This window comes from Brevibacterium sp. OS20, assembly GCF_056837565.1.
This window is the reverse complement of sequence record NZ_CM166367.1, coordinates 3779441-3803950: the sequence shown is the minus strand read 5'-3', so window position 1 is coordinate 3803950 and position 24510 is coordinate 3779441. Positions and strand designations below refer to the sequence as shown.

Genomic DNA, 24510 nt, shown 5'->3' with positions numbered 1-24510 from the left:
ATATTCATGACCGCACGTCGGTCAATGGGGAAGCTCGCAGCCGAGCCGACGACGTCGTCCTCAGTGCGACTCCTGCCGCGGCGGCAGAATCACTTCTCGTCAGGCAGCTCACCTTCGTAGGCATCGGGGTTGGCCTTCAGCCACTCGGCGATGGCCTTCTTGCCATCGTCCTTGTACTTGTTGACGACCAGGTCCTCGAGGTCTCCGTACTGCTTGTCATCCATCTTGATCTTCCCGACGTAGTCAGCAGCGTCGGAGAACTCTTCGCCGAAGCCCTTGGTCGCGGTGAAGTGGAGTTTCTCGGGGTCTCCCATCGCACCCTTCGGGTCCTCGAGGTCCTTGACCGGGTACTCGTTGTTGGCCCAGAACGGACGCCACAGGGTGACGACGATGTCCTTCTCCGCGTCGGTCGCATTGCCGAGCTCGGTGAGCATGGCAGCGGTCGACGAGGTGACGAGCTCGTATTCGTCGTCGAGACCGTATTCGGGAATCATCGCCTTGGTGGCCTTCGTCAGACCGGCTCCGGGCTCGATTCCGATGATCTCGCCGCCGAAGTCCTTGCCCTTGCCCTTGAGGTCCTCGATCGAGTTGATGTCCTTCATGTACTTCGGGACGGCGATCGTGAGGACGGCGTTGTCGTAGTAGGCGCCGAGGTCTTCGAGGTCGTCACCGTATTCGTCGATGTACTGCTTGTGCGTGACCTCGGGCCACGAGGACGGATACATGTCGATATCGCCGTTGGCGACACCGGCGTAGAGGACGGCGGCGTCGTTGAAGGTCTCGGTCTCGACGTTGTAGCCCATCTTGCCCAGCTGATCTTCGAGCAGGAGCGAGATGCTCTGGCCGTCGGTCCAGCCGGTGACGTAGCCGAGTTTGATGTCGCCCTTGTCGCCGCCTTCGCCACCGTCCTTCGATGCTTCCTGTGAGCAACCGGTCAGGGCAAGGCCGAGGGCTGCGACCGCAGCGACGATCGGGGTGAGGAATCTTCTCTTCATTGTGTGTTCCTTTTCTCTAGTGATCGACTATTCAGACTGTGTGGTCCATCGACTCAGGCGGCTGCCGCAGCCGCCTTGTTCTTCGCGCTGCGACGACGCATCCCCGCAACCAGCGAGTGCGGGTAGTCCTTCGCGTTGCCCAGGGCTGCGGTGACGCGATCGAGGTAGACCGCGATGATCACGACACCGAGTCCGGCTTCGACACCGAGCGGCAGGTTCTGGGTGGCGATCGCTTCGACGACGTTCTTTCCGAGTCCGTCGGCGCCGACCATGCCGGCGATGACGGCCATCGCCAGTGCGAGCATGATGACCTGGTTGATGCCGGCCATGATCGTCGGGGTGGCCAAGGGCAGCTGGACTCCGCGGAGGATCTGGCCGGGAGTCGCACCGAAGGACTGTCCGGCTTCGACCGTCTCCGAATCGACCCCGCGGATGCCGAGCTCGGTGAACCGCACACCCGGGGGCAGAGCGAAGATCACCGTGGCCACGAGGCCGGGAACGACGCCGATGCCGAAGAAGGTGACTGCCGGGATGAGGTAGACGAATGCCGGCATCGTCTGCATGAAGTCGAGGATCGGTTTGATGACCGCCGAGGCTCTGTTGCTGCGCGCGGCCAGAATGCCGACCGGGACGGCGATGATGATGGCGATGACAGCGGCGATGATGATCAGCGCCAGGGTCTGCATCGCGGCCACCCATTGGTCCATCGTCATGATGAAGAACAGGGTGATGAGCGTGCCCACGGCCATCTGCCACGAGCGGAAGATCCAGCCGATGAGCGCCAGCAGAATGATGATGACGAGCGGGTGGAGGTCGACGAGTACGTCGGTGAGGACTTCGATGAGGAAGTTGAACAGCCAGGTGACGGCGTCGAAGAACCATGCGACGTTGTCTTTGAGCCAGTCGAATACGGTGTCGACCCAGGCTCCGATCGGAATTCGGATGTTCTCCATCAGCTCTCACTCCTTTCGCCGGTGGCCTGCGGTGCGACTGCATCATCGCCTTCGGCGAGTACCTGGTCGATGATTCCGGTGTCGACCGGCTCGGGCCAGTCTTCGACAGCGGCTTCCGTCGAGGCCTCGTCGTTGCCGTTCTGCGTGCCGAGCGCGGCGAGCAGCGTGGCTCGGGGGACGACGCCGACGAGTTCGCCGTCCGCGTCGGTGACGGGCACCGGCAGAGGCATCTCCGCGGTCGGGAGGAAGAGATCGATGAGCAGGTCGTCCGGAGATGCGGGGTGGGCGACCGGTTTGATGATCTCGTCGAGAGTCGTGGCACCTGTCCGGATGTGTTCGATGCAGTCGCGGTCGCTGACGAGGCCGAGGAACTTCCTGTCCCTGTCCGTGACGTACACGCCTGAGGCGCCGTTGTCGCGCATGGTGCGCAGTGCAACTCGGGGACCGTTCTGATTGCTCACGGTCTGCCGAGCCTTCTCCATGACGTTGTTGGCAGTCAGCACGCGGGCCCGGTCGACGTCGTGGACGAACTGTGCCACGTAGTCGTTGGCCGGGTCGGTGAGGATGTCCTCCGGGGTGCCGACCTGGACGATGCGTCCGTTGCGCATCACCGCGATCCGGTCACCGAGGAACATCGCCTCATTGAGGTCGTGAGTGATGAAGATGATGGTCTTCTTCAGCTCCCGCTGCAGTTCGACGAGCTGTTCCTGCATCTCGCGCCGGATCAGCGGGTCGAGGGCGGAGAAGGCTTCGTCCATGAGGAGGATGTCGGTCTCTGCCGCCAGCGCGCGGGCCAGGCCGACGCGCTGCTGCATACCGCCGGAGAGCTGCTCGGGGAACTTGTCGCCCCAGCCTTCGAGGCCGACGGCCTTGAGCCAACGGTCGGCGGCCTTGTCCCGCTCCGCCTTCGCGACTCCGCGGATCTCGAGCGCATAGGCGGCGTTGTCGCGGACGGTGCGGTGCGGGAGCAGTGCGAAGTGCTGGAACACCATCGAGATGTGTTCGCTGCGGACCTTGCGCAGTGCGGCCGGATCGATCTTCGCGATGTCGGTGCCCAGCACCTCGACGGATCCGGCGGTGGGTGCCCAGAGTCCGTTGAGAGTGCGGATCAGGGTCGACTTGCCCGAGCCTGACAGGCCCATGACGACGAAGATCTCGCCGGCCTCGACCTCGAAGCTCGCATCGATGACGGCGGCGGTTCCGAGTTTTGTCAGATCATCTCGGTCGGCGCCCTCTTCGAGTCGTTTGACGACTTCGTTTTCGCGCTTTCCGAAAACTTTGTAGACGTGTGACGCTTTGACAACGCTCACGTGCTTCCTCCTTGCATTCTTGGCAGTCCGCAAGAACGAGAGGCTTCACCCCCGTTTGCACGGTTCGGTGCTCGCAGATCAGATCCGAATAGCTCAATTGCGCACGCGCCTCACCGCACACGGATATCTGATCCACCATTGTAGTTTTGTTCAGGGTTTTCGGTAGAGATCTTGTTGGGATTATGCGGCGCGTCGCCCTTGACTGGCGCTCTGACCTGGGCAAACAGATGTTCGTGCGTTACTTGATTGTTATAATCATCGATTGGAGCATGTAGGTATGCCGTTAATGGATTTGATACCGGATATGGGATTTTGATGCAGTAGGCGGCCTTGCCTCCGGAATTCCTGCCTTCAGGAATTATGCAGCGATTCCGTGAGGAATCGGACCACGGCCGGAGTGACCACCTCGGCGAATTCTTCGAAGAATCCGTGTCGGCCTTCCGGCAGAATCAGCAGCTGAGATCCGGGGATGCGCTCGTGGAGGATGCGGGCGTTCCCGACAGGGTTCATCCGATCGGCATCGCCGTGCATGATCAGCGTCGGGGCGGAGATCTCGGGCAGCCGGTCCCAGGCATTGTGATTGGCGCTCACGCGCAGATGGGCGGATGACTCGGCCGCCGTCATCGTGTCGTCGCCGAGCATCTTGCTGTACTCCGCCGATACCGTCCATTCGGGGGTGTAGAAGAGGTCGAAGAGGTACTGCGTGTGCTCGTCACCACGCAGCCTCGCCAGAGCTTGGCCGACCTCACGCGGACGCTTGACGGCATGCGGCCCGCCGGGCGAGGTGCACCCGAGGACCAGAGCGCTCACCCGCTCCGGATGGTTGAGTGCCAGCATCTGAGAGATCCGCCCGCCCATGGACGTGCCGTAGATCGCGGCCCGATCCGCGCCGAGGTGGTCGAGCACGTCCACGGCATCTTCGGCGAAGCTCGCTGTCGACAGTTCCCCGAGCTCACCCCGGCTGCCGCCCGTTCCGCGATAGTCGAACGTGATTGTGCGGAAGTCCGGTTCGAAGTCCCCGCGCAGATCGTCCCACCACTCGTGCGAATTCGATTGGCCCTGCAGGAGGAGCAGTGCAGGAGCGTCCTCCGGCCCGCTGACCTGGACCTCGAGGGGGAAGCCATCGCGTGCGCTGATCCTGTCCACCTGCATCGTCTCCACCCGTGTCCTCCTGCCCGCGCGCGCCTGGTCACCGCCTACGCTTGAGAAATGAAATCCTTGCCGTTCCTCAATCCTGCCGCAGGATCGCCCGCGGTGCGCAATCCTGGGCGACCTGCCGTCATCGTGCCGACACAGGCAATCGATGCAGATGAGCTCACTGCCGAATGCGCCGCGGCCGCCGCGACCGGAATCGTCGACGCCGTCGAATGGCGCATCGATCCGCTGCTCGTCGTCGCCTCCGGTCCTGCGCAGGGTGGGGTGCGCACGAGTGTGCACAGCCTCGCCGAGGCGGCCCTTCGTCTGCTTCCGAGTGCACTCACAGCGGGGTTGCCGATCCTGCTGACCGTCCGCACCGGATTCGAGGGCGGGCAGGTGGAGATCACCGAGGACGACTACGCCGAGGTGGTGCGGGAACTCATCGCCGGGGTCGCCGACGTCGAGGCGGACGCCGGAACTGCTGCCGGCACCGGTCTCACCGGCAGCGCATCATCGGGCGTTCCCGGCAGCGCATCATCGGGCGTTCCCGTGGCCATCGACGTTGAGATCGATCGGGCCGCGTCGGGCTCCCTCATCGCCTCGGCGCAGGAAGCGGGCGTGCCCGTCGTCGCTTCGCACCACAATTTCGAGTCCACGGACTCTGCCGAGCGCCTGCTGAAGACGTTCGCTGCGATGAGCGAGGCCGGAGCGCATGTGGCCAAGGTGGCGATGATGCCGCAGGCGCCGGCCGATGTTCTGCGTCTCCTGGAGGCGACTGCCGCGGCGGATGCCTCGCTGCCGGTTCCCGTGCTCGGAATCTCGATGGGATCGTTGGGCCGGACGAGCAGGATCATGGGCGCCGACTTCGGCAGCTGCGCCACATTCGCGCAGATCGGTCAGGCTTCGGCGCCGGGGCAGATCGAGGCATCGGTCCTCGCCGAGATCCTCGACCGCGTCGGACCTAGGTGTGGATGAGCGGCCTCAAAGTTCATACGCAGTGATCTTGATCAGGGCGTATGAATTTCTGACTCGCGTTTGCTGGCGGGCCGGGCTCAACCGGCAGATTTCGCCAGGGAAGCAGACGGCCCGCGAAGCATGAGCTTCGCGGGCCGCTTCGCTGCTGCAGAAGCAGCAGAAGGTCAGCGGAAGATCAGTCAGTGACCTCTTCGATCTGCTTGCGGAACTTCTTCGGCAGGGCCTCATCGCCGAAGTTGTTGCGCACGGTGTTCGCGGCGATGCGCTGAACCACGAGCTGAGCCACGGCCACACCGACACCGGAGACGATCGTCCAGGCCAGGGCCTCGGACATCGAGATCTCGTCATCGACGGGGTTCGACGGCGCCGGGCGCTTCGTCGACTTCTCCCACGCGAAGGTCAGGGTCTTGCGAGCGACGAATGCAGCTGCGATAGGCGCTCCCACGCCGATGATCTGCCAAGCGAGCTTTCCCATGCTCGTGTCCTTTCCTTTGAACATTGAGTCCCACGACTCTCACGAGACGCGGGAACGTATTCCGTTGAAGTCAACACTAACGCAGGACGATGCGCGCGAGGCCACCCGAGATTGAACGAGGTCGAGAAAGTTCGCTCATTTCATACTTTTGGGGGATGTGCCGGGCAGACCGGGGGAGATAGCGTGAGAGCACGCTTCGATCGGGCAAGGGAAGGTCTGGGTCGAAACGTGAAGAGAAAGGCACACGATGCTGAGGAAGTGGAAGACGCGCGTCGTCACCGGACTGTTCGTCTGTGGCGCCCTCGGATTCCTGCTTGCGCTGCTGCCGGGAATGTCCGGCGTCTTCTGGCCGGTGTGGCTGATCAGCTGCGCCGCCTGCATCCTCGGGCTCGTTCTCGCCTTCACTCTCCCCTCGGCGAAACCCGCCGACGCTCTGCCCCGAGCCTGAGGGCTCGGGGCAGCGCATCCCCGAAGGCGCCCAGAGACCGGCCACCCCGGGGCAGCGCATCCCCGAAGGCGCCTGCCGCCGCTCGGAGCCGGCGGCTTCCACGGCCTCACCGTCCGCGAATGATCTCCTGGAACCTGTCAGTCAAAGTCTGATCGACTGAGATCGCGTTCCCGTCGAGTTCGCGCAGCGCGACCGCCGTGCGCATCGACGAGACGTACCAAGCCCCATCCGCCGCCTTGACGTCGTCGAGGCTCAGGTCGGCATATTCGGCGCTCAGGCCCAGTTCCTCCGCATGATCGAAGATGAGGCGCTGCGTCGTTCCCGACAGCAGGCCCGCCTCCGGATTCGGAGTGAGCAGGTGGTCGCCTCGGCGGATGATGAGATTCGCGGTCGGTCCTTCGAGCACGATTCCGTCATGGGAGACGAAAAGCGCCTCATCGGCGTCGTTGGCCGCGGCATAGCGGCCGGCGGCCTGATTGACCGCATAGGACAGAGTCTTCGCGCCGATGAGCAGCCACGGTGCCTTGCTGCCGATATAGGCGTCGAATCCGCGGTCGAGGCTGACGGCGGTGACACCTTGCTCCCGAGCTGTACGGATGTGGTCGTCCACGGGCACGGGAAAGGCCCACCCGCGGCCCCGGAATGCGCCGTTCGCGTCCTGCTCCCCGCGGGAGAGAGCGTAGCGGATCCCGAACTCGACATTCTCGGGATCGGCGGCGGCCACCTCGGCGATGAGGGAATCGATGACCCGATCCCACAGTCCTTGGTCGGGATCGGGCAGATTCAGCGCCGAGGCGGATGCGCGGAACCGGGTGAAGTGCCGTTCCCGTGACACCACGGTGGCACCGTGCGCACCCACGCTCACCAGTACGGTTTCGAAGATCCCGTCCCCGCGATGAGCGGAGAGGTCCGTGACGGGCAGTTGGGCGGAACGCAGGTCGGTGAGTTCGAACGTGCCGGTGGCGGGGTTGACGAGGATGAGCGGATCGGTCATGCGGTACCTCCGAAGAGCAGGCCGAGGGCGTAGGTCACGGCAGCGGCGCCGAAGCCGATGCCGAGTTGGCGCAGGGCGCGGGGGCCGGGCGATTTGCCGGAGAGCAGGCCGACGATGCCGCCGGTGAACAGCAGTGCGATGCCGACGAGGCCGGCGGACAGGAACACGGCGGGCAGTCCGGACATGCCGAAGATGTAGGGCAGGATCGGGATGAGCGCGCCGGAGGAGAAGAAGCAGAAGCTTGAAAGGGCGGCGCCGAGGCCGGTGCCCAATTCGTCGCGGTCGACTTCGGAGTCGAGGTTCGGCAGCCTCGGTGCCTGTTTGTTCTTCGCCGCCGCGATCGTGCGGTTGGCGCGGGCCTCGGCTTCGCGGGCTTCCATTCCGCGGGCGCGGAAGACGAGAGCGAGCTCGTTGGCGTCGATGTTGAGGTCGGCCAGAGCGTGCCGGGACTCGGGATCCGGAGTGGAGGCGTCGAGGAGTTCGCGCTGGGAGCGCACCGAGATGTACTCGCCGGCTCCCATCGACAGGGCTCCGGCGAGCAGTCCGGACACGCCGGTGAGCAGGATGACGGTGTTCGAGACTCCAGCCGCGCCGACACCGAGGACGAGGGCGAGGTTCGAGACCAAGCCGTCGTTGGCGCCGAAGACGGCGGCACGGAAGTTCCCCGACAGGCGGGCACGGGAACGGGCGGCCAGAGCACGGACCACCTCGGCGTGGATGCGTTCATCGGCGGCCATCTCGGCCGAGGCGGCTTCGTCTTCGTCATACGGCGAGCTCGTCTCGGACTGCTGAGCCAGGGCGAGGACGAACACGGAGCCGAACATGCGGCCGAGGAACGCCAGGCAGCGGGTGACGAGATCGGCGGAGCGGCGCTTCTGGGCGTGTTCACCGAGGAGGGAGATCCAATGCTCCTGATGCCGGGATTCCGCTGCGGCGAGGCTGAGCAGGATCTCGCGGTCCTCGCCCTTGCGGCGTTCGGCGAGGTTGCGATACACCCGTTCCTCGAGCCGCTCGTTGGCGAGGTAGCGCTGCCAGCGGCGAATGGTCCGCCGGTCGGGGGAGGCGGGCGGAGTCCCTCCTGCGGAGTCATTGGTCGTCACTGGTCCAAGTCTAGTCGTGCGGTCTGATTCCGGCACGGGCGGACGTGAGGGGGCTGAGAAGACGGGCCGGGTTGCGCGGTGCGATGCGCGGGCAGGCAGCAGGTGAGGCCGGGGCGTCGCGGGAGTGACCGGTGGTGCGGCCGCAGTCGCCGCAGAGAATCCGCATGTGAACCGCAGACAGTCCGCGTGTGCGAAATCAATCAGTGACCGGTTGTTATCAATTCGTAACATGAAAGCCCGCTGGGGTGCGTTAGATTAATGACCAATGTGAGTTGTGTCACCGTTTCGTTATAGAAGCATGTGATTCGTTACCAACGACGAATCATGGCGAAGCGTCAGAATCGAGCTTCCCCGCAAGTGCAGCCGTAGATGGGCCGGCACCGGTATGGCCGAGGAGTCATGCCGCGCCGGTCGCTTCCGGTGCGCCGTCATGTGCGATTCCTCTGGACACAGACAAAGGAGCGAAAGGAACTCCATGAAGTTGCGCACGAAGAGCTGGCTGGCGTTCACCGCCACGGCCGGACTGGTCCTCGGCGGGGTGAGCCCGGCACTGGCGGCGGGCACCGCGGGGCCGACTGAACACACCGATATGGGCGTCAACGGCGACGCCGTGATGGAGCATCTGCAGAAGATCTCCGACATCTCCACCTCGCATGCGGATGAAGGATTCCGCGCGCTGGGCACGCCCGGCTACGAAGAAGCCGTGGAATACGTCGAATCCACCCTCGAGGCGACCGGTGCCTTCGATGTGAAGCGTCAGGCCTTCGAGCACGAACAGCAGAAGGACGGCACGGTCGAGGTTGTCGTCGACGGCGAGAAGGTCGATGTCAACACCGCAAGCTACACCGAGGCGACCGAAGAACCGCTGACTGGCATACCCGTGGTCCTGCCGGTCGATGATGACAACAGCGACCTTGCGGGCGGGCAGCTCGGCTGCTCTGCCGATGATTACGATGAGTCTGCTGAAGGCGCGCTCGTCCTCGCCTCCCGCGGAGAGTGCTCATTCGGCGAGAAGGCGCAGGCCGCCACCGATGCCGGTGCCGCCGCGCTCATCATCTACAACAATGACGCCGACAATCCCGACGAGGAGCTCAACGCCACCCTCGGTGAGCGGATTGAGAATGGCACCCCGACCGTGACGGTGACCTACAAGGTCGGCCAGGATCTCCTCTCCAAGGTCGAAGACGCAGCAGAGGCCGAGGGTGCGGCTGAGAACGGCGGCACCGAGGCCGGCAGCGGCCTCGCCGGCGGAGGCGAGGCGAGTGAAGCCGACGACGCAGACGAAACGACGGGCGACGAGGCTGAGGCCGGCAACGATGCCGCAGCGGCCGCCGTGCTCACGGCCGACTTCACGCTCGAGACCGAGTATGTGACCTCGACGACATGGAACGTCATCGCCGAGACCAAGGCCGGCGACCACGATAACGTCCAGATGTTCGGTGCCCACCTCGACGGTGTCGCAGAAGGTCCCGGCGTCAACGACAACGGTTCGGGATCTGCGGCGCTGCTCGCTTCCGCCGAGGCGCTCGCGAAACAGCCGACCGATGTCGACAACGCCATCCGCTTCGGTTGGTGGGGAGCCGAGGAAGAGGGACTCGTCGGTTCGACACACTACGTGGAGAGCCTCGACGATGCCGAGCTGGGCAAGATCAAGTCGTACATGAACTTCGACATGATCGGGTCCGACAACTACATCGTCGGCACACTCGACTCGGATGGCTCAGATGTGCCGATTCCCGACGGCGTCAACGTCCCCGAAGGCTCGGCCGAACTCGAGAAGGTCTTCACCGACTACTTCGCCGATATCGACCAGCCCAACGTCGGCACCGATTTCTCCGGGCGCTCGGACTATCAGGCGTTTATCGACAACGGCATCCCGGCCAGCGGCCTGTTCTCCGGCGCCGACGGTACGAAGACCGCCGAGGAAGCCGAGATGTTCGGCGGCACCGTCGGTGAGAAGCATGACACGAACTACCACCAGCCCACGGACACGATCGAGAACGTGAGCAAGGAATCCATCGACATCTTCGCTCCCGCCATCGGTTTCGCCGTCCACACGTTGGCCTATGACCTCACCGACACGCCGACGGATCCTCCCACCGATCCGACGACTCCGCCCACGGATCCCACTGATCCGCCCACGGAGACGCCGACCGAGGCTCCTGATGAGCGGGCTCTGAGCATCGATCCGAAGACGATCGAGGCGCCGGACTTCGTCAGCGAGAAGGGAGTCCAGGTCGCGGCCACCGGCTGCACCGCCGACTCCACCGCGACGATGACGGTGACCCCGAACAACGGGAAGATCGAGAAGTTCGAACAGACTGCCGAGGTCGGAGCCGACGGCACCGCTCGATTCGGAGTCCGCGGACTCGATGCGTCGATGGTTGACAGCTACATCGGCACCTACGACGTCACGGTCGACTGTGAAGGCGGGAATCCGCTGACCGGATCCTTCGAGGTCGTCGCCGAGGGTGACGGGCCGGGTGCCGGTGACGGCGGCAACGGTGGCGGCGGAGGAGATCTGCCGCGCACCGGTAACGAAGCCCTGCCGCTGATCCTCTCGGCCGGAGCGCTCATCGTGCTCGGTCTGGCGATGACGCTGGGTTCACGCCGCCGCCGCAGCTGAGCGGCATCCGAGACAACGTGCCCTGAACGGCACGGACGGCCCGACGTGGGCCGGTGACTGGAGACGGTCGCCGGCCCGCGTCGGGCCGTTCTCGTCCGCGATGATGACGATGGCCGCGGTTCGAATCCGGCGCCGATGACGCAGCTGAGTCTGCCCTGAACCAGATCTGAGATCGAGCGACTCACCTGGCGGCGCTCCTCAGGGGGCGTTCACCTTGTCCGGGCACAATGGTCTTCTGTGACTCCCAAACGTTTCTTCACCTTCTTCGCCATCGCCGAGACCGTCACCTGGACTCTGCTGCTCATCGGCATGTTCCTCAAACACGTCACCCACACCACCGAGGTGGGGGTGCGGATCGGCGGAGGCATCCACGGCTTCATCTTCATCTGCTTCGTCATCGCCGTCATCGGCGTCGGCACCTCGCAGCAGTGGAGCAAGCGTCGCATCGCCACGGGTCTCGGATCGGCGATCATTCCCTACGCCACGATTCCCTTCGAGCGTTCCGTCGAGAAGACCGGATCTCTCGAAGGCGACTGGGGTCTGGGCCGCAACGGCCGCACCCCGCAGACCTGGTTCGAGAAGCTCACCTCGTGGTGCATCCGTTCGCCCTGGCTGGCCATCGGGCTGGGCATCGTCTTCGTCATCCTCGTCTTCTCGGGGCTGCTCCTGGCAGGCCCTCCCGGCGATTGGGGCAAGTGAACCTGATCACTGCCGCGGCGGGGTGAGGGCGGACTTCCACCGCGCGGGTGACGGTCGGGACGGCCGCCTCGGCGAGATTCTGCCCTGTCGCGTGTCAGAGCGCTCGCATAGGATGGAGGGGATCGGCCGGCGATCGGTCGGTCGGCACACCCCACCGCGATGAAAGGCCCACTGATGGACCTGCTCTTAGGCGCCGGAGGAATCGGCGTCCTCGTCCTCATCATTCTGATCGCCCTGTTCGTGATCCTGCGCTCCTACAAGATCGCTTCACCGTCCGAGGCGCTCATCATCACCGGCCGGAACGCCTCGGGCGCGTCGGGAACCGGGCGCATCGTCATCGGGGGCCGCTCGGTCGTCTACCCGATCGTGCAGAAGGCGTTCATCCTTTCGCTGTCCTCGCGGCAGATCTCCGTCGAGATCGACGGCATCTCCATCAACGGCATCGCCCTGCGTCTGCGCGGTGTCGCCCAGGTCAAGGTCGGCGGCACCGAGGACGATGTGCGCAAGGCCGCACAGCGCTTCCTTGATCAGCAGGACCAGATCGACCACTACTCGAAGGAGATCCTCTCGGGTACCCTGCGCGCAGTGGTCGGCACGCTCACCGTCGAGCAGATCATCCAGGACCGCGCTTCCTTCGCCGCGCAGGTGCAGGAGGAGTCCGCGCACTCGATGAACAATCAGGGCCTCATCATCGACACCTTCCAGATCTCTGCCGTCGAAGACGAAGGCAGCTATCTGCGCGACTGGGGTCGTCCGCAGGCCGCCGAAGTGGCGAAGAACGCAGCCATCGCCGAGGCGAACGCCGGCCGTGCTTCGGCCGTCGAACAGGCGCAGCAGAACGAGGAGACCCAGAAGCAGCAGGCGCTCACCGATCAGGCGATCGCCGAACAGCAGCAGCAGCTGGCGCTGCGCCGGGCCGCGCTGAAGGAAGAGGCCGATCAGCGACAGGCCACGGCCGACAACGCCGGCCCGTTGGCCGCGGCAGCCGAGAAGCAGAAGCTGCTCGAGAAAGACCGGATCGTGGCGAAGGAAGCTGCGGAGCTGCGTGCCGAACAGCTCGACGCCGAGGTGCGCCGCCCGGCCGACGCCGAACGCTACCGGCAGCAGGCCGCGGCCGATGCCCGTGCCTATGAGATCGAGGCGCAGGGCCGGGCCGAGGCTGCCGCCGAGCTCCACCGTCGGTCGAAGGACGCCGAGGCCATCCGCCTCGAAGGTGAAGCCGAGGCCGATGCGATTCGTGCCCGCGGTGAAGCCGAAGCCGAGGCGCTGCGTGCACAGGCCGAGGCCTACAAGCAGTTCAACGACGCGGCCGTGCTGTCGAAGGTGCTCGAGGTGCTGCCCTCGGTCGCCGGGGAGCTCGTGGCGCCGTATGCGAACATCAAGGATCTCTCCATCGTGTCCACCGATGGCGAGTCGAAGCTCGCGAACTCCGTGTCGAACAACCTCTCGCAGGTCCTCGAGGTCGTGCGCGGAACGACTGGTGTCGACCTCACCGACCTCGTCGCCAAGGCGAAGGGCTCCGGCGGAGCCGGCTCGAGTGGTGATCGTTCGGGCGAGCCCGGTGGAAACGGCGGGGCCGGTGGTTCTGGCGGGACTGGCGGTTCCGGAGGGTCCGCTTCTGGTGGTTCGTCCGGGACGGGCCGCTCCCCGGACGAGATCGTCGACGGGGTCGTCGCAGACGGCGCGGCTGCCGGTCCGCGATCGACAGGCACAGGATTCGACCCGAAGGCCTTCCTCGATGACAGCGGCGTCGACCTCGACCGGATCGGCGACGAGGTGAAGAAGGCCACCGGCTTCGATGTGCAGGCCTATATCGACGAGGCGAAGCGTCGCCTCGACGAGAGCGGTACAGGCGCGTCCGGGGCGGATGCGGCAGGCATCCCCGACAGTAACGATCCGGGCGGCGAACAGGACGACGACGGCAAGGGCGCCCAGGACTGACCGCCGCCCCGGGTGAGGGGCGCCCACATCGTGCAGGCAGCGGCCGCCGAGGACATCCTCGTCGGCCGCTTCTTTCGTGGAGGTCGATCAGATGCATAAACAAATGTGCATATGTTAATGTTTTGAGTCGAGGAGGTATCTATGGCTCACGATCATGCACATGGTTCAGGTTCGCGGCGGCAGCTGCGGATCGTCTTCGGCATCGTCGCGACGATCTTCGTGTTTCAGCTCATCGGCTCGGTGGTCACGGGCAGTCTCGCGCTGCTCATCGACACCGGCCACAACGCCGTCGATCTCATCGGCATCGGCATCGCACTCTTCGCGGCGAGCTTGGTCAGCAAACCGACGGGCGGACAGAAGACCTGGGGGTTCCGTCGGGCGGAAGTGCTTGCGGCCGGTGCCCAGGCGACTCTGCTGTTGGGGCTCGGTGTCTACAGCCTCATCGAAGGCATCCAGCGGTTCTTCGTCCCGCCGGAGGTGCCCGGACCGGGCCTGCTGCTCTTCGGTGCCATCGGCCTCGTGGGCAACCTCGTCTCCATCGTCATCCTCAGCTCCTCGAAGGAAGACTCCCTCAATCTCAAGGCCGCATTCCTCGAGGTCATCGCCGATGCGCTCGGCTCGGTGGCCGTGATCTTCGCAGCCCTGGCGATCTGGCTCTTCGGCTGGGACCGGGCCGACGCCGTGGCTGCTCTGGTCATCGCGGCGCTCATCGTCCCCAGGGCGTTCGCCATCCTGCGCGAGACCGGATCGATCCTGCTCGAAGAGGCGCCGAAGGAGCTCGACCTCGACAAGGTCCGCGAGCATCTCGAGGCAGTCGAACATGTGCAGGAAGTCCACGACCTCCACATCACCCGCATCGACTCGAACCTGCCGGTGCTCACCGCTCATGTCGTTCTCGCCGATGAATGCTTCTATGACGGGCATGCTCCGCGCATCCTCAAGGCTCTGCAGGAATGCCTGACGGAGCACCACAAGATCGCGATCGAACACTCGACGTTCCAGTTCGATCGGGCGAAGGACGCCGCCGAGGAGACTCACACCCACGACTGAGGCGGCCCTCCCTGTGTGGGTCGGTGACCGGTGAAGGGAGGGCCGCCTCGGTGGGATTCGGGTCTCTGCCGGGCGCTGCTCAGACGGCTGCGTGATCCTCGGCGTGGATGGCTTCGAGCTGAGCGACGATCGCCTCGGTCATCTCGACGGTATTCGACTCGCCGCCCAAGTCTCGTGGCAGGATCCCGGCTCCGGTGGCATTCTCGATGGCCCGGCGGACGCGGTCGGCCTCTGCTGTCAGTCCGAACTGGTCGAGCATGAGTGCGGCCGACGAGATCGCTCCGATCGGGTTCGAAATTCCCTGTCCGGCGATGTCCGGGGCGGAGCCGTGCACAGGTTCGAACATCGAGGGGAAGCGTCGCTCGGGGTTGAGGTTCGCGCTCGCTGCGAGGCCGAGGCTGCCGGCCAACGCCGAGCCGAGATCCGAGAGGATGTCGGCGTGCAGGTTGGATGCGACGACAACGGACAGCTGCTCCGGGTGCAGGACGAATTTCGCGCTCATCGCGTCGACGAGGACGCTCTCGGTCTCGACATCGGGGTAGTCCTGGGCGACACGGACGAACACTTCGTCCCACAGCACCATTCCGTACTGCTGAGCGTTCGACTTCGTCACGCTGGACACCTTCTTCACGTCCCGAGTGCGCGCGATATCGAACGCGAAGCGGATGATCCGTTCGCATCCCTTCTCCGTGTGCAGGCTGGTCTGCAGCGCCACCTCGTTGCCGGGGCCGCGTCCGCTGAGGTTGCGGCCGCCCATCCCTGCGTACTCACCTTCGCTGTTCTCCCTGACGACGATCCAGTCGAGCTCGGTATCGTCGGCCTTCCGCAGCGGGGACTCGACGCCGGGCAGGAAAGTGACGGGGCGGATGTTCGCCCACTGGTCGAAGGGCTGTGTGATCGCCAGACGCAGCCCCCACAGGCTGGTGTGGTCAGGGACGTCGGCCGAACCGACCGCACCGAAGTAGATGGCGTCGTGCTTCTCGAGTTCCTCGAGTCCGCCTTCGGGGATGTACCGGCCGTTCTTCAGGTAGTACTCCGAGCTCCAGGGATACTCGGTGACCTCGAACTCGACTGTCCCTTCGGACTGTTTGGCGATGGTGTCGAGCACGCGCAGTCCGGCGGCGACGACCTCGCCGCCGATGCCGTCACCGGGGATGGAGGCGATCGAGAAGGTCTGTGATTCCGTCATGATTCTTTCGTCCTTGGTCGAAGGGAGTGGAGAGCTCGTGGCGCCTGCGGCGCCCGGGCGTATCGCTCTGACTCCATTGAGCACTCGATCCGTTGATAAGTCCAAGATCGGATTGTGATGATTCAGATAGGTGGTGCCTATAGCTGAAGATCGATCGCCAGCTGCAGCAGTCGAGCTGCCGCGGGCGTCAGACCTTCTTGACGTGCGATGGCCGAGACGTGCAGAGACGGTGCGCCGGAGATCGGGGCCAGGCGCACCTGGCCTTCGGCGGCAAAGCTCTGCCAGGAGGCGGGCAGCACCGCTTGGCCGATGCCGGCCCTGACGAGGGGGAGGATCGAATTGCGGTGAGTCACCTCGGCGACGATGTCGATATCGATGCCGCGCCCGATGAGCTCGTCGACGTACGCGCGCATGAGCGAGCCCCTGTGGGAGACGATGAGTCGTGTGCCGGCGAGGGATTCCGGGGTGAACGCCTCGGCATCGAATGAAGCGGACATGGACGGGCCGGTGGCGAGCATGAGGGGCTGGTCCGCCAACGGGACGACCTGAAGGTCGCTGACCAGCAGAGGGCCGCGTCCGCCGAGGAATCCGATCTCGGCGCGACCGTAGCGAACGGCTTCGACCGTCTCGTCGACGGTGAACGTGCCGTTGAGATCGAACGAGACCTGTGGGTGTTCACGCGTGAAAGTCGACAGCAGAGAGGTCAGCGGCTCGATGCTCGGGGTGGGCATCGCCGCGATCTGGATCCGACCCGACCGCAGTCCGCGCAGGCCTCGCACGTGCGCTTCCGCCGTCTCGAGGTCGCGGATGACGAGCCTGGCCGGTCCCTCGAGTTCCCTGCCCGCTTCGCTGAGCGTGATGCGACGTCCGACCCGGTGGAAGAGTGTCACACCGAGCTCCCGTTCGAGCCCTTTGATCGTCTGCGACAGGGAGGGCTGCGCGACGAGAAGCGACTCCGCAGCTTTCGTGAAGCTGCCGGTGTCGACGACGGCGAGGAAATGGCGGATCTGACGAATATCCATAGGTCAAGACTATCGATTGCATCGAAAAATAGCCTTGGACTATTCGAGCCCGGTCCGTCAGGCTGAAACGACGGCGATGAAAGGACCAATGACGGTGAGTACTTCGCAGAAATACGGCAGCAACGGTTCGTCAGGGCTGATGACCGATGTGCGTGAGGCCCTGCTGGGCGGCAAGACATTTCGAAGTCTGAGCGAGCAGAAGCTCTCTCCGCGGGAGGAGAAGTTCGAACGGGCTCGGATGACTTCGGGGTTCATCCTTGCTCCGCTTGTGGCGATCGTCTTCGCACTCATCCCGATGGGGCTGAGTAATCAGCAGCACATGCTGGCGGCGATCCTCCTCGGCGTCATCGTCCTCTGGATCACCGAACCGGTGCCGATCCCCATTGGCGGTCTCATCGGCGTCGGCGCAGTCGTCGTCCTCGGGATCGTGCCGGCCGCAGATGCGGTCGGGCCTTTCGGCTCTTCGACGATCTTCACCTTCATCGGTGCGTTCATCCTCGCCCAAGCGATGCTCCACCACGGAATCGCCCAAAGGCTGGCATTGACCGTTCTCGCACTGCCCGGTGTCGGGAAGTCGGTCTACCGTGTGATCCTCGCCTTCGGCCTCATCACCTGTGTACTCTCCGCCTTCGTGTCCAACACGGCGACTGTGGCGATGCTCATGCCCACGGCGTTGGGCATCCTCGCCGTGATCGCCGAGCTCATGCAGGAGCGCGGCATCGTGAAGAAGGACTTCGACCCGCTGCGGCTCCGGGTCGGTGCGGCACTGCTGCTCATGCTGGCCTACGGCGCGAGCGTCGGCGGGCTGCTCACTCCAGTCGGTTCACCTCCGAACCTCATCGGACGCGGACTCATCGAGGAGGCGACGGGGACGAAGATCTCCTTCGGCCAGTGGATGGCTGTGGCCCTGCCGATCTGCGTGGCGATGTTCGTCATCCTCGCCGTCGTGCTGTTCCTGCTCAACAAGCCGGAGATCCGGAAGATCGAAGGCGTCGAAGAGTATGTGAAGAAGGAGCTCGCCGACCTCGGTCCCGTGTCCCGTGCGGAGAAGAACACCCTCTTCGCTTTCGGAGTCACCGTGGTGCTGTGGCTTCTGCCGGCATTCGCGGCCCTGTTCACAGGCACCGATTCGGCGATCTACGAGTTCCTCGACTCCCGCCTCGACGAAGGGATCGTCGCCGTCATCGGCGCCTCGCTGCTCTTCATTCTTCCCGTCGACTGGAAGCGTCGCGAGCCCACGCTGACCTGGACCCAGGCGGCGAAGATCGATTGGGGCACGATCATCCTCTTCGGCTGCGGCATCATCTTCGGAGCCCTGCTGGCCGACACCGGTCTGGCCGAGACGATCGGCACAGGATTCGCCGACGGCCTGGGCGTGACGAGTCTGCTCGCCATCACCGCAGTGTCCGTTGTGTTGGCGATCCTCATCTCGGAGACGACGTCGAACACCGCCGCAGCGGCCGTGATCGTGCCGATCGTCATCCCGCTGTGCCAGGCGGCGGGCATCGATCCGTTCGTTCCGGCGATGGCCGCGACCTTCGCAGCGTCGTTCGGTTTCATGCTCCCGGTCTCGACGCCGCAGAACGCGATCGTCTACGGCACCGGAGCCGTGCCGATCACGAAGATGATCCGCACTGGATTCTCCTTCGACATCGCCGGAGCCATCCTCATCGTGGCACTGGTGCCGGTGATGATCGGGGTCGTCGGCCTCGGTCAGTGAGGTCGCACCGGCGGGATCCTGCAGTGAAGGCGGCCCAACCTGCCGGTCAGTGACCGGTCACGGGAGGGCCGCCTCGGCGAACCTTGTCCTACTGTCCGGGCAGGATCTCCAGCGAATCCGTGCGGAAGCGTTCGAGCTTGGCCGGGTCGATGGAGACGCCGAAGCCGATGCCGGTGGGCACGTCGACCTTGCCGTCGTACATGACGATCTCCTCGGTGATGTCCTCGTGGAAGAACCGATTCGAGCCGGAGATGTCGCCGGGCAGGGTGAAGCCCGGCAGTGATGCCAGCGCCGCGTTCGCCGCCCGCCCCAGTCCGGTTTCGACCATTCCGCCGTGCCAGACGGCGACGCCGTGGGCGGCGGCGAGATCGTGGATCTTCTTCGCCTCGATGAACCCGCCGACCCGTCCGGGCTTGATGTTGATCACCGAGGTGGCGCCGAGCATGATCGCGTCCGCGGCAGCCTCGGCGGAGACGATCGACTCGTCGAGGCACATCGGGGTGTCCATGAGTTTGGCGAGTTCGGCGTGCTGGCGGATGTCGGCTTCGCCGAGGGGCTGTTCGATGAGCAGGAGACCGTAGTCGTCGAGGCGGCGCAGGTGTGCGGCGTCGACGAGGGTGTAGGCGGCGTTCGCATCGACCTGGAAGCCGAAGTCGTCGCCGAAGGCCTTGCGCACGGCGGCCACCGGGGCGATGTCCTTGCCGGGTTTGATCTTCAGCTTGATCCGGGCGTAGCCCTCTTCGAGGTAGCCGCCGATGACCTTGACGGTCTCCTCGACGGAATCCTGAATGCCCACCGAAACTCCTGAAGGCACGGAGTTGACCACTCCGCCGAGGTAGTCCTTGAACGACTGGTTGTTGAGCTTGAGCTGGGCCTCGATGACGGCCATCTCCAGAGCCGACTTCGCCATCGGGTGGCCGATGACATGACGCAGGTGCCAGCCGACGGTCTCCGCAGTGAGGTTGTCGACGTCGAAGAGCAGCGGTGCCAGCCAGCGGCGAGTGACATCGATGCCGGCGGCCACATATTCGGAGGAGTAGAGCGGAGAGATCATCGCCACGGACTCTCCCCACCCGGTGATCTCACCTTGCGGGGTGTCGAAGACAGCCTCGACGAGGTAGCAGTCCTTCTCCGTCTCCCGCATGAACGAGGTCTCGAACGGGGTGACGAGAGGAATCGAGACTTGGTGGAGGGTGACTGACTTGAGCTTCATATGCCGGGCTCCTGCTTTGCAACGGGGCGGATGGGTCTTCGCTTCCACCTTATGCCAGCGGTCCGCGAAGAGGCGGCGAGTATCGCGAATCAGGTCCGGAAGAACCCTGGAGCAGTGGGCCGGCGATTGATAGTGTGAACAAAAGTCTTCCTGTCAGCAAGGGGGCCACCGTCGTGAATGACCACCTGCGCACTTTCACCGCGCGCAGACAGTCCTGGTTCGGCCTCAAGCTGCCGGTCAAGACCGCCCTCGCGCAACCTGCGCTCCACCCTCTGCTGCGAACGATCGCGCCCCGGATCAGAGGGCTGAAGATCGGTCGACTTCCCGCCCCCATCGAACTCACCGAGATCCGCGGAAGAGCGGGCGGAGCGGACTTCATCCTCGTCGAGCCCTTCCGCTGCGAGATCGCCAAGGAGTTCTACTGGGGAAGGGGCAGACGCACCGAACCCGAAGACGCGTTCGCCCTCGACCTCATGGTCGCGCTCAGCGCCGATGCCGATGCCTTCCTCGACATCGGCGCCTACACCGGGGTCTTCACCATGGCAGTCCTCGCCGCGAACGAGAATGTGCGCGCCCACGTCTTCGAGATCATCCCCGCCGTCGTCGCGGGTGTGGAGAAGAACGTCGAACGCAACGGCTTCAACAGCCGCGTGACCGTCCACCCGACCGGGGTAGGCAGCCCCGACACCTGGATGAAGGTGCCCATCGGGGACGGAGGATCGGCGCTGCCGTCGTTCTACTCCTCCGATATGCGCTTCGACTCCGACGCCGAGGTGCGCTTCACTTCTCTCGACGCACTCCTGACCGAGGTGCTGGCAGAGACGTCGGAGCGAGATCCGCAGCTGCACGCCGGGGAAGGTGTTCCTGACGTTTCAAATCGAGGAGAGGCACCGCGCGTGACGGTGAAGATCGACGTCGAAGGCGGTGAGAACGACGTCTTCGCTCACGGCCAGGACTTCCTCGCTGCGCTGTACCCGGACATCCTTTGCGAAGTCCTCGATGACCGCGCGAAACCACGCGAACTCATGGGCCACCTCGGCGAGCATGGCTATCGCTACTACCTCGTCGGCGAAGATCGACTGTACGCGCGGACGACGATTCGGCCGGATCCTCACCTGCGCGACTGGCTGTTCACGCTGAAATCACCGGATCAGATGCGCGCGGCGGGCTACCCGGTCGACTGAAGCCCTGCTGCCGATAGTCAACTGTGCGCAGATTGCACATCTTCGGCTCGAAACTGGCAATCTGCGCACACTTAACTACGGAGGGAAGGCCCCGGCGCACTGTCGGTGTCTGGGAACTACGGCAGCAGCGAAAGGCAGCAGCTCGCCGCTCCGCTTCAGCCCTGCAGCTGATCGGCGATGAGAGCGGCCAGCAGTGCGGTACGCGGGGCGATCTCATCGATGACGGCGTGTTCGTGTTCGGCGTGCGCCCCATCGCCGACGGCACCGAGACCGTCGAGAGTGGCGATGCCGTCACCGGCGGTGAAGTTCCCGTCCGAGGCGCCGCCCACGGACACTCCCTGCGGCGCGGGCAGCCCGAGTTCGCCGGCCAGGGACGTCGCCCGCTCGAAGAGCGCAGCCGACTGCTCAGGTTCGAACGGAGGCCGGTTGATTCCGCCGAGCACCTCCATCGCCGAGCCCTCCACCTGCGGCTTCGCAGCCAACTCACGGATCTGCGCATCCACGCGTTCGAGCTCAGCCGCAGTCCGGGCTCGCACATCGATGTCCACCCGGGCCTCGGCCGGCACGGTGTTCGACGTGGTCCCCGCGCTGATCACGGTCGGCACCACCGTCGTCCCCGCCTCGGCGTCGGCCAGGTCAGCCACCAACGGCAGAGTCAGAGCCAGGGCCATTCCCGCGTTGATGCCCTTCTCCGGTTCGAGCCCCGCGTGCGAGGCCTTGCCGGTGAACTTCAGCACGTAGTTGCTCGTGCCCTTCCGCTCGAGTTTGAGCGCCCCGCCCGCGCTCGCCTCCATGACGAACACAGCCTTCGCCTCGGCCGCCTCGGCGCGGATGAGGTCCGACGAGGATACGGATCCGATCTCCTCATCGCCGGTGACGAGGATCGACAGACCGTCCAGTCCGCCCTCGCCGAGGTGGTCGGCCACCATCGCGGTCGCGTGCACGCTCATGATCGCCCCGGTGAGCATGTCGAAGCTGCCGGGACCGCGGAGGATGCCGTCCTCGGTGGAGAACGGGATGCGTTCGAGGGTGCCGTGCGGCCACACCGTGTCCTGGTGGTTGAGCAGGACGACGCGGGCCGGCCCGGTGCCGAAGCGCAGACGCAGGTGGGCGGTGCCGTCGACCTCGAGCAGTTCCGCCTCGGCGCCGAGGCGGTCCCCCAGAAGCGCGGCGAAGTCCCGTGCTCCTGCGGCCACGGCCGCCTTGTCGTGTGAGGGGGTCTCGATGGAGATGACCCGTTCGATGTCGGCGAGCATGTCGGGCAGACGTCGCTTCGCCTGTTCGACGAAGTCAGCGGGCTGGGGCGCAGATGATGTGGTCGAAGTCATAGGGCGAGTCTACGGAAGGCCGGTTGCCGACATCGCAGGTGTCCGAATGATGCAGGACGGACCCGATGCGCAGCTTGTCCGCACCGCGGCCGAATCGGTGTGCGGTGCGCCGTGGGAAGGATCGCGGTCTCCGTGCGGAATGGCCTGTGGACCGCGGCCGCGCACAAACCCGGCCGTCTGTGGTTTGCTAGTCCTATGGGTGAGGCAGTCAGCTCGAAGCGGTACACGCCGGAGGAACGCACACTGTATCGGGAGAAGCTTGCGGAGAATCTCGAGCTCTTCGATACCTACCTTCGTCATGCGGATTTCAAATCGGCGGGCACGATCGGGCTCGAACTCGAGCTCAACCTCGTCGGCGAGGGCAATCAGCCGAGCCTGCGGAACAAGGAGGTGCTCGATCGACTCGATGACGAGTATCAGTCCGAGATCGGCGGCTTCAACCTCGAACTCAACCATCCGGTGCTCCAAGTGGCCGGGCGGGGGCTGAAGACCTTGGAGGCCGGTGTCGCTCATCGCTTGGAGAAAGCGCAGAAGGCCGCCGAGGAAGACGGACTCAAGGTGGTGTCGATCGGCACCCTGCCGACCCTGACCACCGAATTCCTCACCGACGAGAAGTGGATGACGGAGGAGAACCGCTACGAGGCGCTGAGCAACTCGGTCATCGACGCCCGCGGCGAGTATGTCCGCATCGAACTCGGTCGTGAAGAGCGGTACAAGGCGGAGTTCGCCGATATCGCTCCGGAATCCTCCTGCACGTCGATGCAGCTGCACCTGCAGGTGGCGCCGAACCGGTTCGCCGACGCGTGGAACGCCTCGCAGGCGATCGCCGGGGCGCAGGTGGCGATGGCAGCGAACTCACCGCTGTTCGTCGGCCGCAAGCTGTGGCACGAATCCCGGATCCCGATCTTCGCGCAGTCCATCGACACCCGCACGCCCGAACTCGTCAACCAGGGCGTGCGTCCCCGCGTATGGTTCGGCGAACGGTGGATCACCAGCGTCTTCGACCTCTTCGAGGAGAACGTCCGCTACTTCCCGCCGCTGCTGCCCGAGATCAAGGACTTCGTCGAATTCCGTGCCGCCGACGCTCCGAAGCTCTTCGAACTCAATCTGCACAACGGCACGGTGTGGCGTTGGAACCGCCCCATCTACAACTCCGGCGACGGCGGCGCGCACATCCGTGTCGAGAACCGCCTGCTTCCGGCCGGTCCGACCCCGGTCGACATGGTTGCCGACGCCGCCTTCTACTACGGCCTGGCCGAGTTCCTCGTCGGGGAGAACCGTCCCGTGTGGTCGCGGATGTCATTCGCCGAGGCGGAGGAGAACTTCAACGCCTGCGCCAAAGACGGGATCGAGGCCCGGGTGACCTGGCCGAAGATCGGACGCATCGGCGTGGCCGACCTCGTCACCGATGTGCTCGCACCGCAGGCCAGGCGCGGACTCTCACGACTGAACATCGACAAGGACGTCATCGACGAATACATGTCGATCATCGAAGGCCGTGCCGAAAGCCGCGTCAACGGTGCGACCTGGCAGCTGAAGGCCCTCGAGAGCCTCACACCAGGCAGTCGCCAGGACTCACCCGAACGCGCCGAGGGCATCACGGCGATGATGGATGCCTACCTCGCGAACCAGGCGACAGGGAAGCCCGTCCACACCTGGGAGATCCCCACCCGCTGAGGCTGATTTCTCGTCGCCTCTGAGGCGCTCGAGTGATGTGACGCGAGCTGAAATGTCTCCTGTAGGTGGATCCACACCGATATCGCGGCAGAAATCGAGGTGGATCCACCCACAGGGAACGTGCTTTATGAACTACTTGGTTCAGAGACGCTCGACCTCGACGAAGACGACGTCAGCGCTGCCTCCGGGATTCGAGACCTCATGCTCGGATCCTGCCGGACGCGTGTAGGAGACTCCGGCCTCGAGTTCGGCGCGGATCTCGGTACCATCCGAATTGCGCACGAGCATCGTGTCCGTGACCATCGGCACGACGACGTATTCGTACTCGTGCTTGTGCATCGGGATGACGCCGTCGGGGCAGATCGTCCACTTCGTCACCCGGAACACTCCGTTGTCGAGCTGGACCTCGCCGGTCGAACCGGTGTCTGCTGCTTTGTCTGCGGTCATGGTGATCTCCTTCGATACGCGAGCGGT

Annotated in this window: 21 protein-coding genes; 9 read left to right on the top strand and 12 right to left on the bottom strand. The window is 64.8% G+C overall.

All coding sequences use genetic code 11. The annotated features are described in order from the left end of the window. Positions 1-89: 89 nt before the first annotated feature. From ACVZTU_RS16970 to ACVZTU_RS16955, 4 genes are all read right to left on the bottom strand, one after another. On the bottom strand, positions 90-995 hold the full coding sequence (locus tag ACVZTU_RS16970; protein WP_173155668.1) for a glycine betaine ABC transporter substrate-binding protein: 906 nt from the start codon (positions 993-995) through the stop codon (positions 90-92). A gap of 53 nt (positions 996-1048) precedes the next feature. Then, complete coding sequence (locus ACVZTU_RS16965) at positions 1049-1948, bottom strand: ABC transporter permease (protein WP_181271519.1); 900 nt, start codon at positions 1946-1948, stop codon at positions 1049-1051. Further along, positions 1948-3258 (bottom strand): quaternary amine ABC transporter ATP-binding protein, encoded by a 1311-nt coding sequence (locus ACVZTU_RS16960; RefSeq protein ID WP_482400934.1) that lies wholly within the window; start codon positions 3256-3258, stop codon positions 1948-1950. Before ACVZTU_RS16960 ends, ACVZTU_RS16965 begins: the two co-directional genes overlap by 1 nt. A gap of 351 nt (positions 3259-3609) precedes the next feature. Next, positions 3610-4410 carry an alpha/beta fold hydrolase gene (locus ACVZTU_RS16955; RefSeq protein ID WP_482401763.1) on the bottom strand — a complete coding sequence of 267 codons (801 nt, stop codon included), beginning with the start codon at positions 4408-4410 and terminating at the stop codon, positions 3610-3612. 57 nt (positions 4411-4467) lie between these two features. Between ACVZTU_RS16955 and ACVZTU_RS16950 the strand changes: the two genes are divergently transcribed. Continuing rightward, the gene (locus ACVZTU_RS16950; RefSeq protein WP_482400933.1) at positions 4468-5370 is read left to right on the top strand and encodes a type I 3-dehydroquinate dehydratase; all 903 of its coding nucleotides are present in this window, start codon (positions 4468-4470) and stop codon (positions 5368-5370) included. A 175-nt stretch (positions 5371-5545) separates the two neighbouring features. On the opposite strand, the gene ACVZTU_RS16945 is transcribed toward ACVZTU_RS16950, so the two are convergent. After that, positions 5546-5845, bottom strand: coding sequence for a DUF4235 domain-containing protein (locus ACVZTU_RS16945; protein WP_092010107.1), 300 nt, complete (start codon positions 5843-5845; stop codon positions 5546-5548). 247 nt (positions 5846-6092) lie between these two features. Between ACVZTU_RS16945 and ACVZTU_RS16940 the strand changes: the two genes are divergently transcribed. Next, positions 6093-6293 carry a hypothetical protein gene (locus ACVZTU_RS16940; protein WP_139468999.1) on the top strand — a complete coding sequence of 67 codons (201 nt, stop codon included), beginning with the start codon at positions 6093-6095 and terminating at the stop codon, positions 6291-6293. A gap of 106 nt (positions 6294-6399) precedes the next feature. Here the strand turns inward: ACVZTU_RS16940 and ACVZTU_RS16935 are convergent, their stop codons facing one another. Together ACVZTU_RS16935 and ACVZTU_RS16930 are read right to left on the bottom strand one after the other, a co-directional pair. Further along, the gene (locus ACVZTU_RS16935) at positions 6400-7287 is read right to left on the bottom strand and encodes an aminotransferase class IV (protein ID WP_139469000.1); all 888 of its coding nucleotides are present in this window, start codon (positions 7285-7287) and stop codon (positions 6400-6402) included. Continuing rightward, entirely contained in the window at positions 7284-8387 is a 1104-nt protein-coding gene (locus ACVZTU_RS16930) for a VIT1/CCC1 transporter family protein (protein ID WP_139469001.1), read from the bottom strand. The genes ACVZTU_RS16935 and ACVZTU_RS16930 overlap by 4 nt, the downstream gene beginning before the upstream one ends. Before the next feature lie 475 nt (positions 8388-8862). On the opposite strand from ACVZTU_RS16930, the gene ACVZTU_RS16925 reads away from it, so the two are divergent. The 4 genes from ACVZTU_RS16925 to ACVZTU_RS16910 all read left to right on the top strand — a co-directional run bounded on the left by ACVZTU_RS16925 (position 8863) and on the right by ACVZTU_RS16910 (position 14703). After that, positions 8863-11013: a M28 family peptidase gene (locus tag ACVZTU_RS16925; protein ID WP_482400932.1), complete on the top strand. Its 2151-nt coding sequence runs from the start codon at positions 8863-8865 to the stop codon at positions 11011-11013. A gap of 237 nt (positions 11014-11250) precedes the next feature. Beyond that, positions 11251-11712, top strand: a complete 462-nt coding sequence (locus tag ACVZTU_RS16920; RefSeq protein WP_172172006.1) for a DUF3817 domain-containing protein — start codon at positions 11251-11253, stop codon at positions 11710-11712. A 174-nt stretch (positions 11713-11886) separates the two neighbouring features. After that, a complete protein-coding gene (locus ACVZTU_RS16915) occupies positions 11887-13653 on the top strand; it encodes a flotillin family protein (RefSeq protein ID WP_482400931.1) in 1767 nt (588 codons plus the stop codon). Between the two features lie 141 nt (positions 13654-13794). After that, positions 13795-14703: a cation diffusion facilitator family transporter gene (locus ACVZTU_RS16910; protein ID WP_482400930.1), complete on the top strand. Its 909-nt coding sequence runs from the start codon at positions 13795-13797 to the stop codon at positions 14701-14703. Between the two features lie 79 nt (positions 14704-14782). Here ACVZTU_RS16910 and ACVZTU_RS16905 read toward each other — a convergent pair whose 3' ends face one another. Beyond that, positions 14783-15892: a tartrate dehydrogenase gene (locus ACVZTU_RS16905; protein ID WP_482400929.1), complete on the bottom strand. Its 1110-nt coding sequence runs from the start codon at positions 15890-15892 to the stop codon at positions 14783-14785. 137 nt (positions 15893-16029) lie between these two features. Next, positions 16030-16914, bottom strand: coding sequence for a LysR family transcriptional regulator (locus ACVZTU_RS16900; protein ID WP_172172002.1), 885 nt, complete (start codon positions 16912-16914; stop codon positions 16030-16032). 88 nt (positions 16915-17002) lie between these two features. Here ACVZTU_RS16900 and ACVZTU_RS16895 point away from each other — a divergent pair, with 88 nt between their 5' ends. Next, positions 17003-18634 carry an SLC13 family permease gene (locus tag ACVZTU_RS16895; protein WP_482400928.1) on the top strand — a complete coding sequence of 544 codons (1632 nt, stop codon included), beginning with the start codon at positions 17003-17005 and terminating at the stop codon, positions 18632-18634. Positions 18635-18722: 88 nt separating this feature from the next. Here the strand turns inward: ACVZTU_RS16895 and menC are convergent, their stop codons facing one another. Further along, a complete protein-coding gene (gene menC, locus ACVZTU_RS16890) occupies positions 18723-19847 on the bottom strand; it encodes an o-succinylbenzoate synthase (RefSeq protein ID WP_482400927.1) in 1125 nt (374 codons plus the stop codon). Positions 19848-20020: 173 nt separating this feature from the next. On the opposite strand from menC, the gene ACVZTU_RS16885 reads away from it, so the two are divergent. Continuing rightward, entirely contained in the window at positions 20021-21031 is a 1011-nt protein-coding gene (locus tag ACVZTU_RS16885) for a class I SAM-dependent methyltransferase (protein WP_482400926.1), read from the top strand. Between the two features lie 155 nt (positions 21032-21186). Here ACVZTU_RS16885 and ACVZTU_RS16880 read toward each other — a convergent pair whose 3' ends face one another. Beyond that, a complete protein-coding gene (locus tag ACVZTU_RS16880) occupies positions 21187-22359 on the bottom strand; it encodes a M20 family metallopeptidase (RefSeq protein WP_482400925.1) in 1173 nt (390 codons plus the stop codon). A gap of 195 nt (positions 22360-22554) precedes the next feature. Between ACVZTU_RS16880 and ACVZTU_RS16875 the strand changes: the two genes are divergently transcribed. Then, positions 22555-24036 (top strand): glutamate-cysteine ligase family protein, encoded by a 1482-nt coding sequence (locus ACVZTU_RS16875; RefSeq protein WP_259358417.1) that lies wholly within the window; start codon positions 22555-22557, stop codon positions 24034-24036. 141 nt (positions 24037-24177) lie between these two features. Here ACVZTU_RS16875 and ACVZTU_RS16870 read toward each other — a convergent pair whose 3' ends face one another. After that, positions 24178-24483 (bottom strand): cupin domain-containing protein, encoded by a 306-nt coding sequence (locus ACVZTU_RS16870; RefSeq protein WP_482400924.1) that lies wholly within the window; start codon positions 24481-24483, stop codon positions 24178-24180. Positions 24484-24510: the final 27 nt, after the last annotated feature.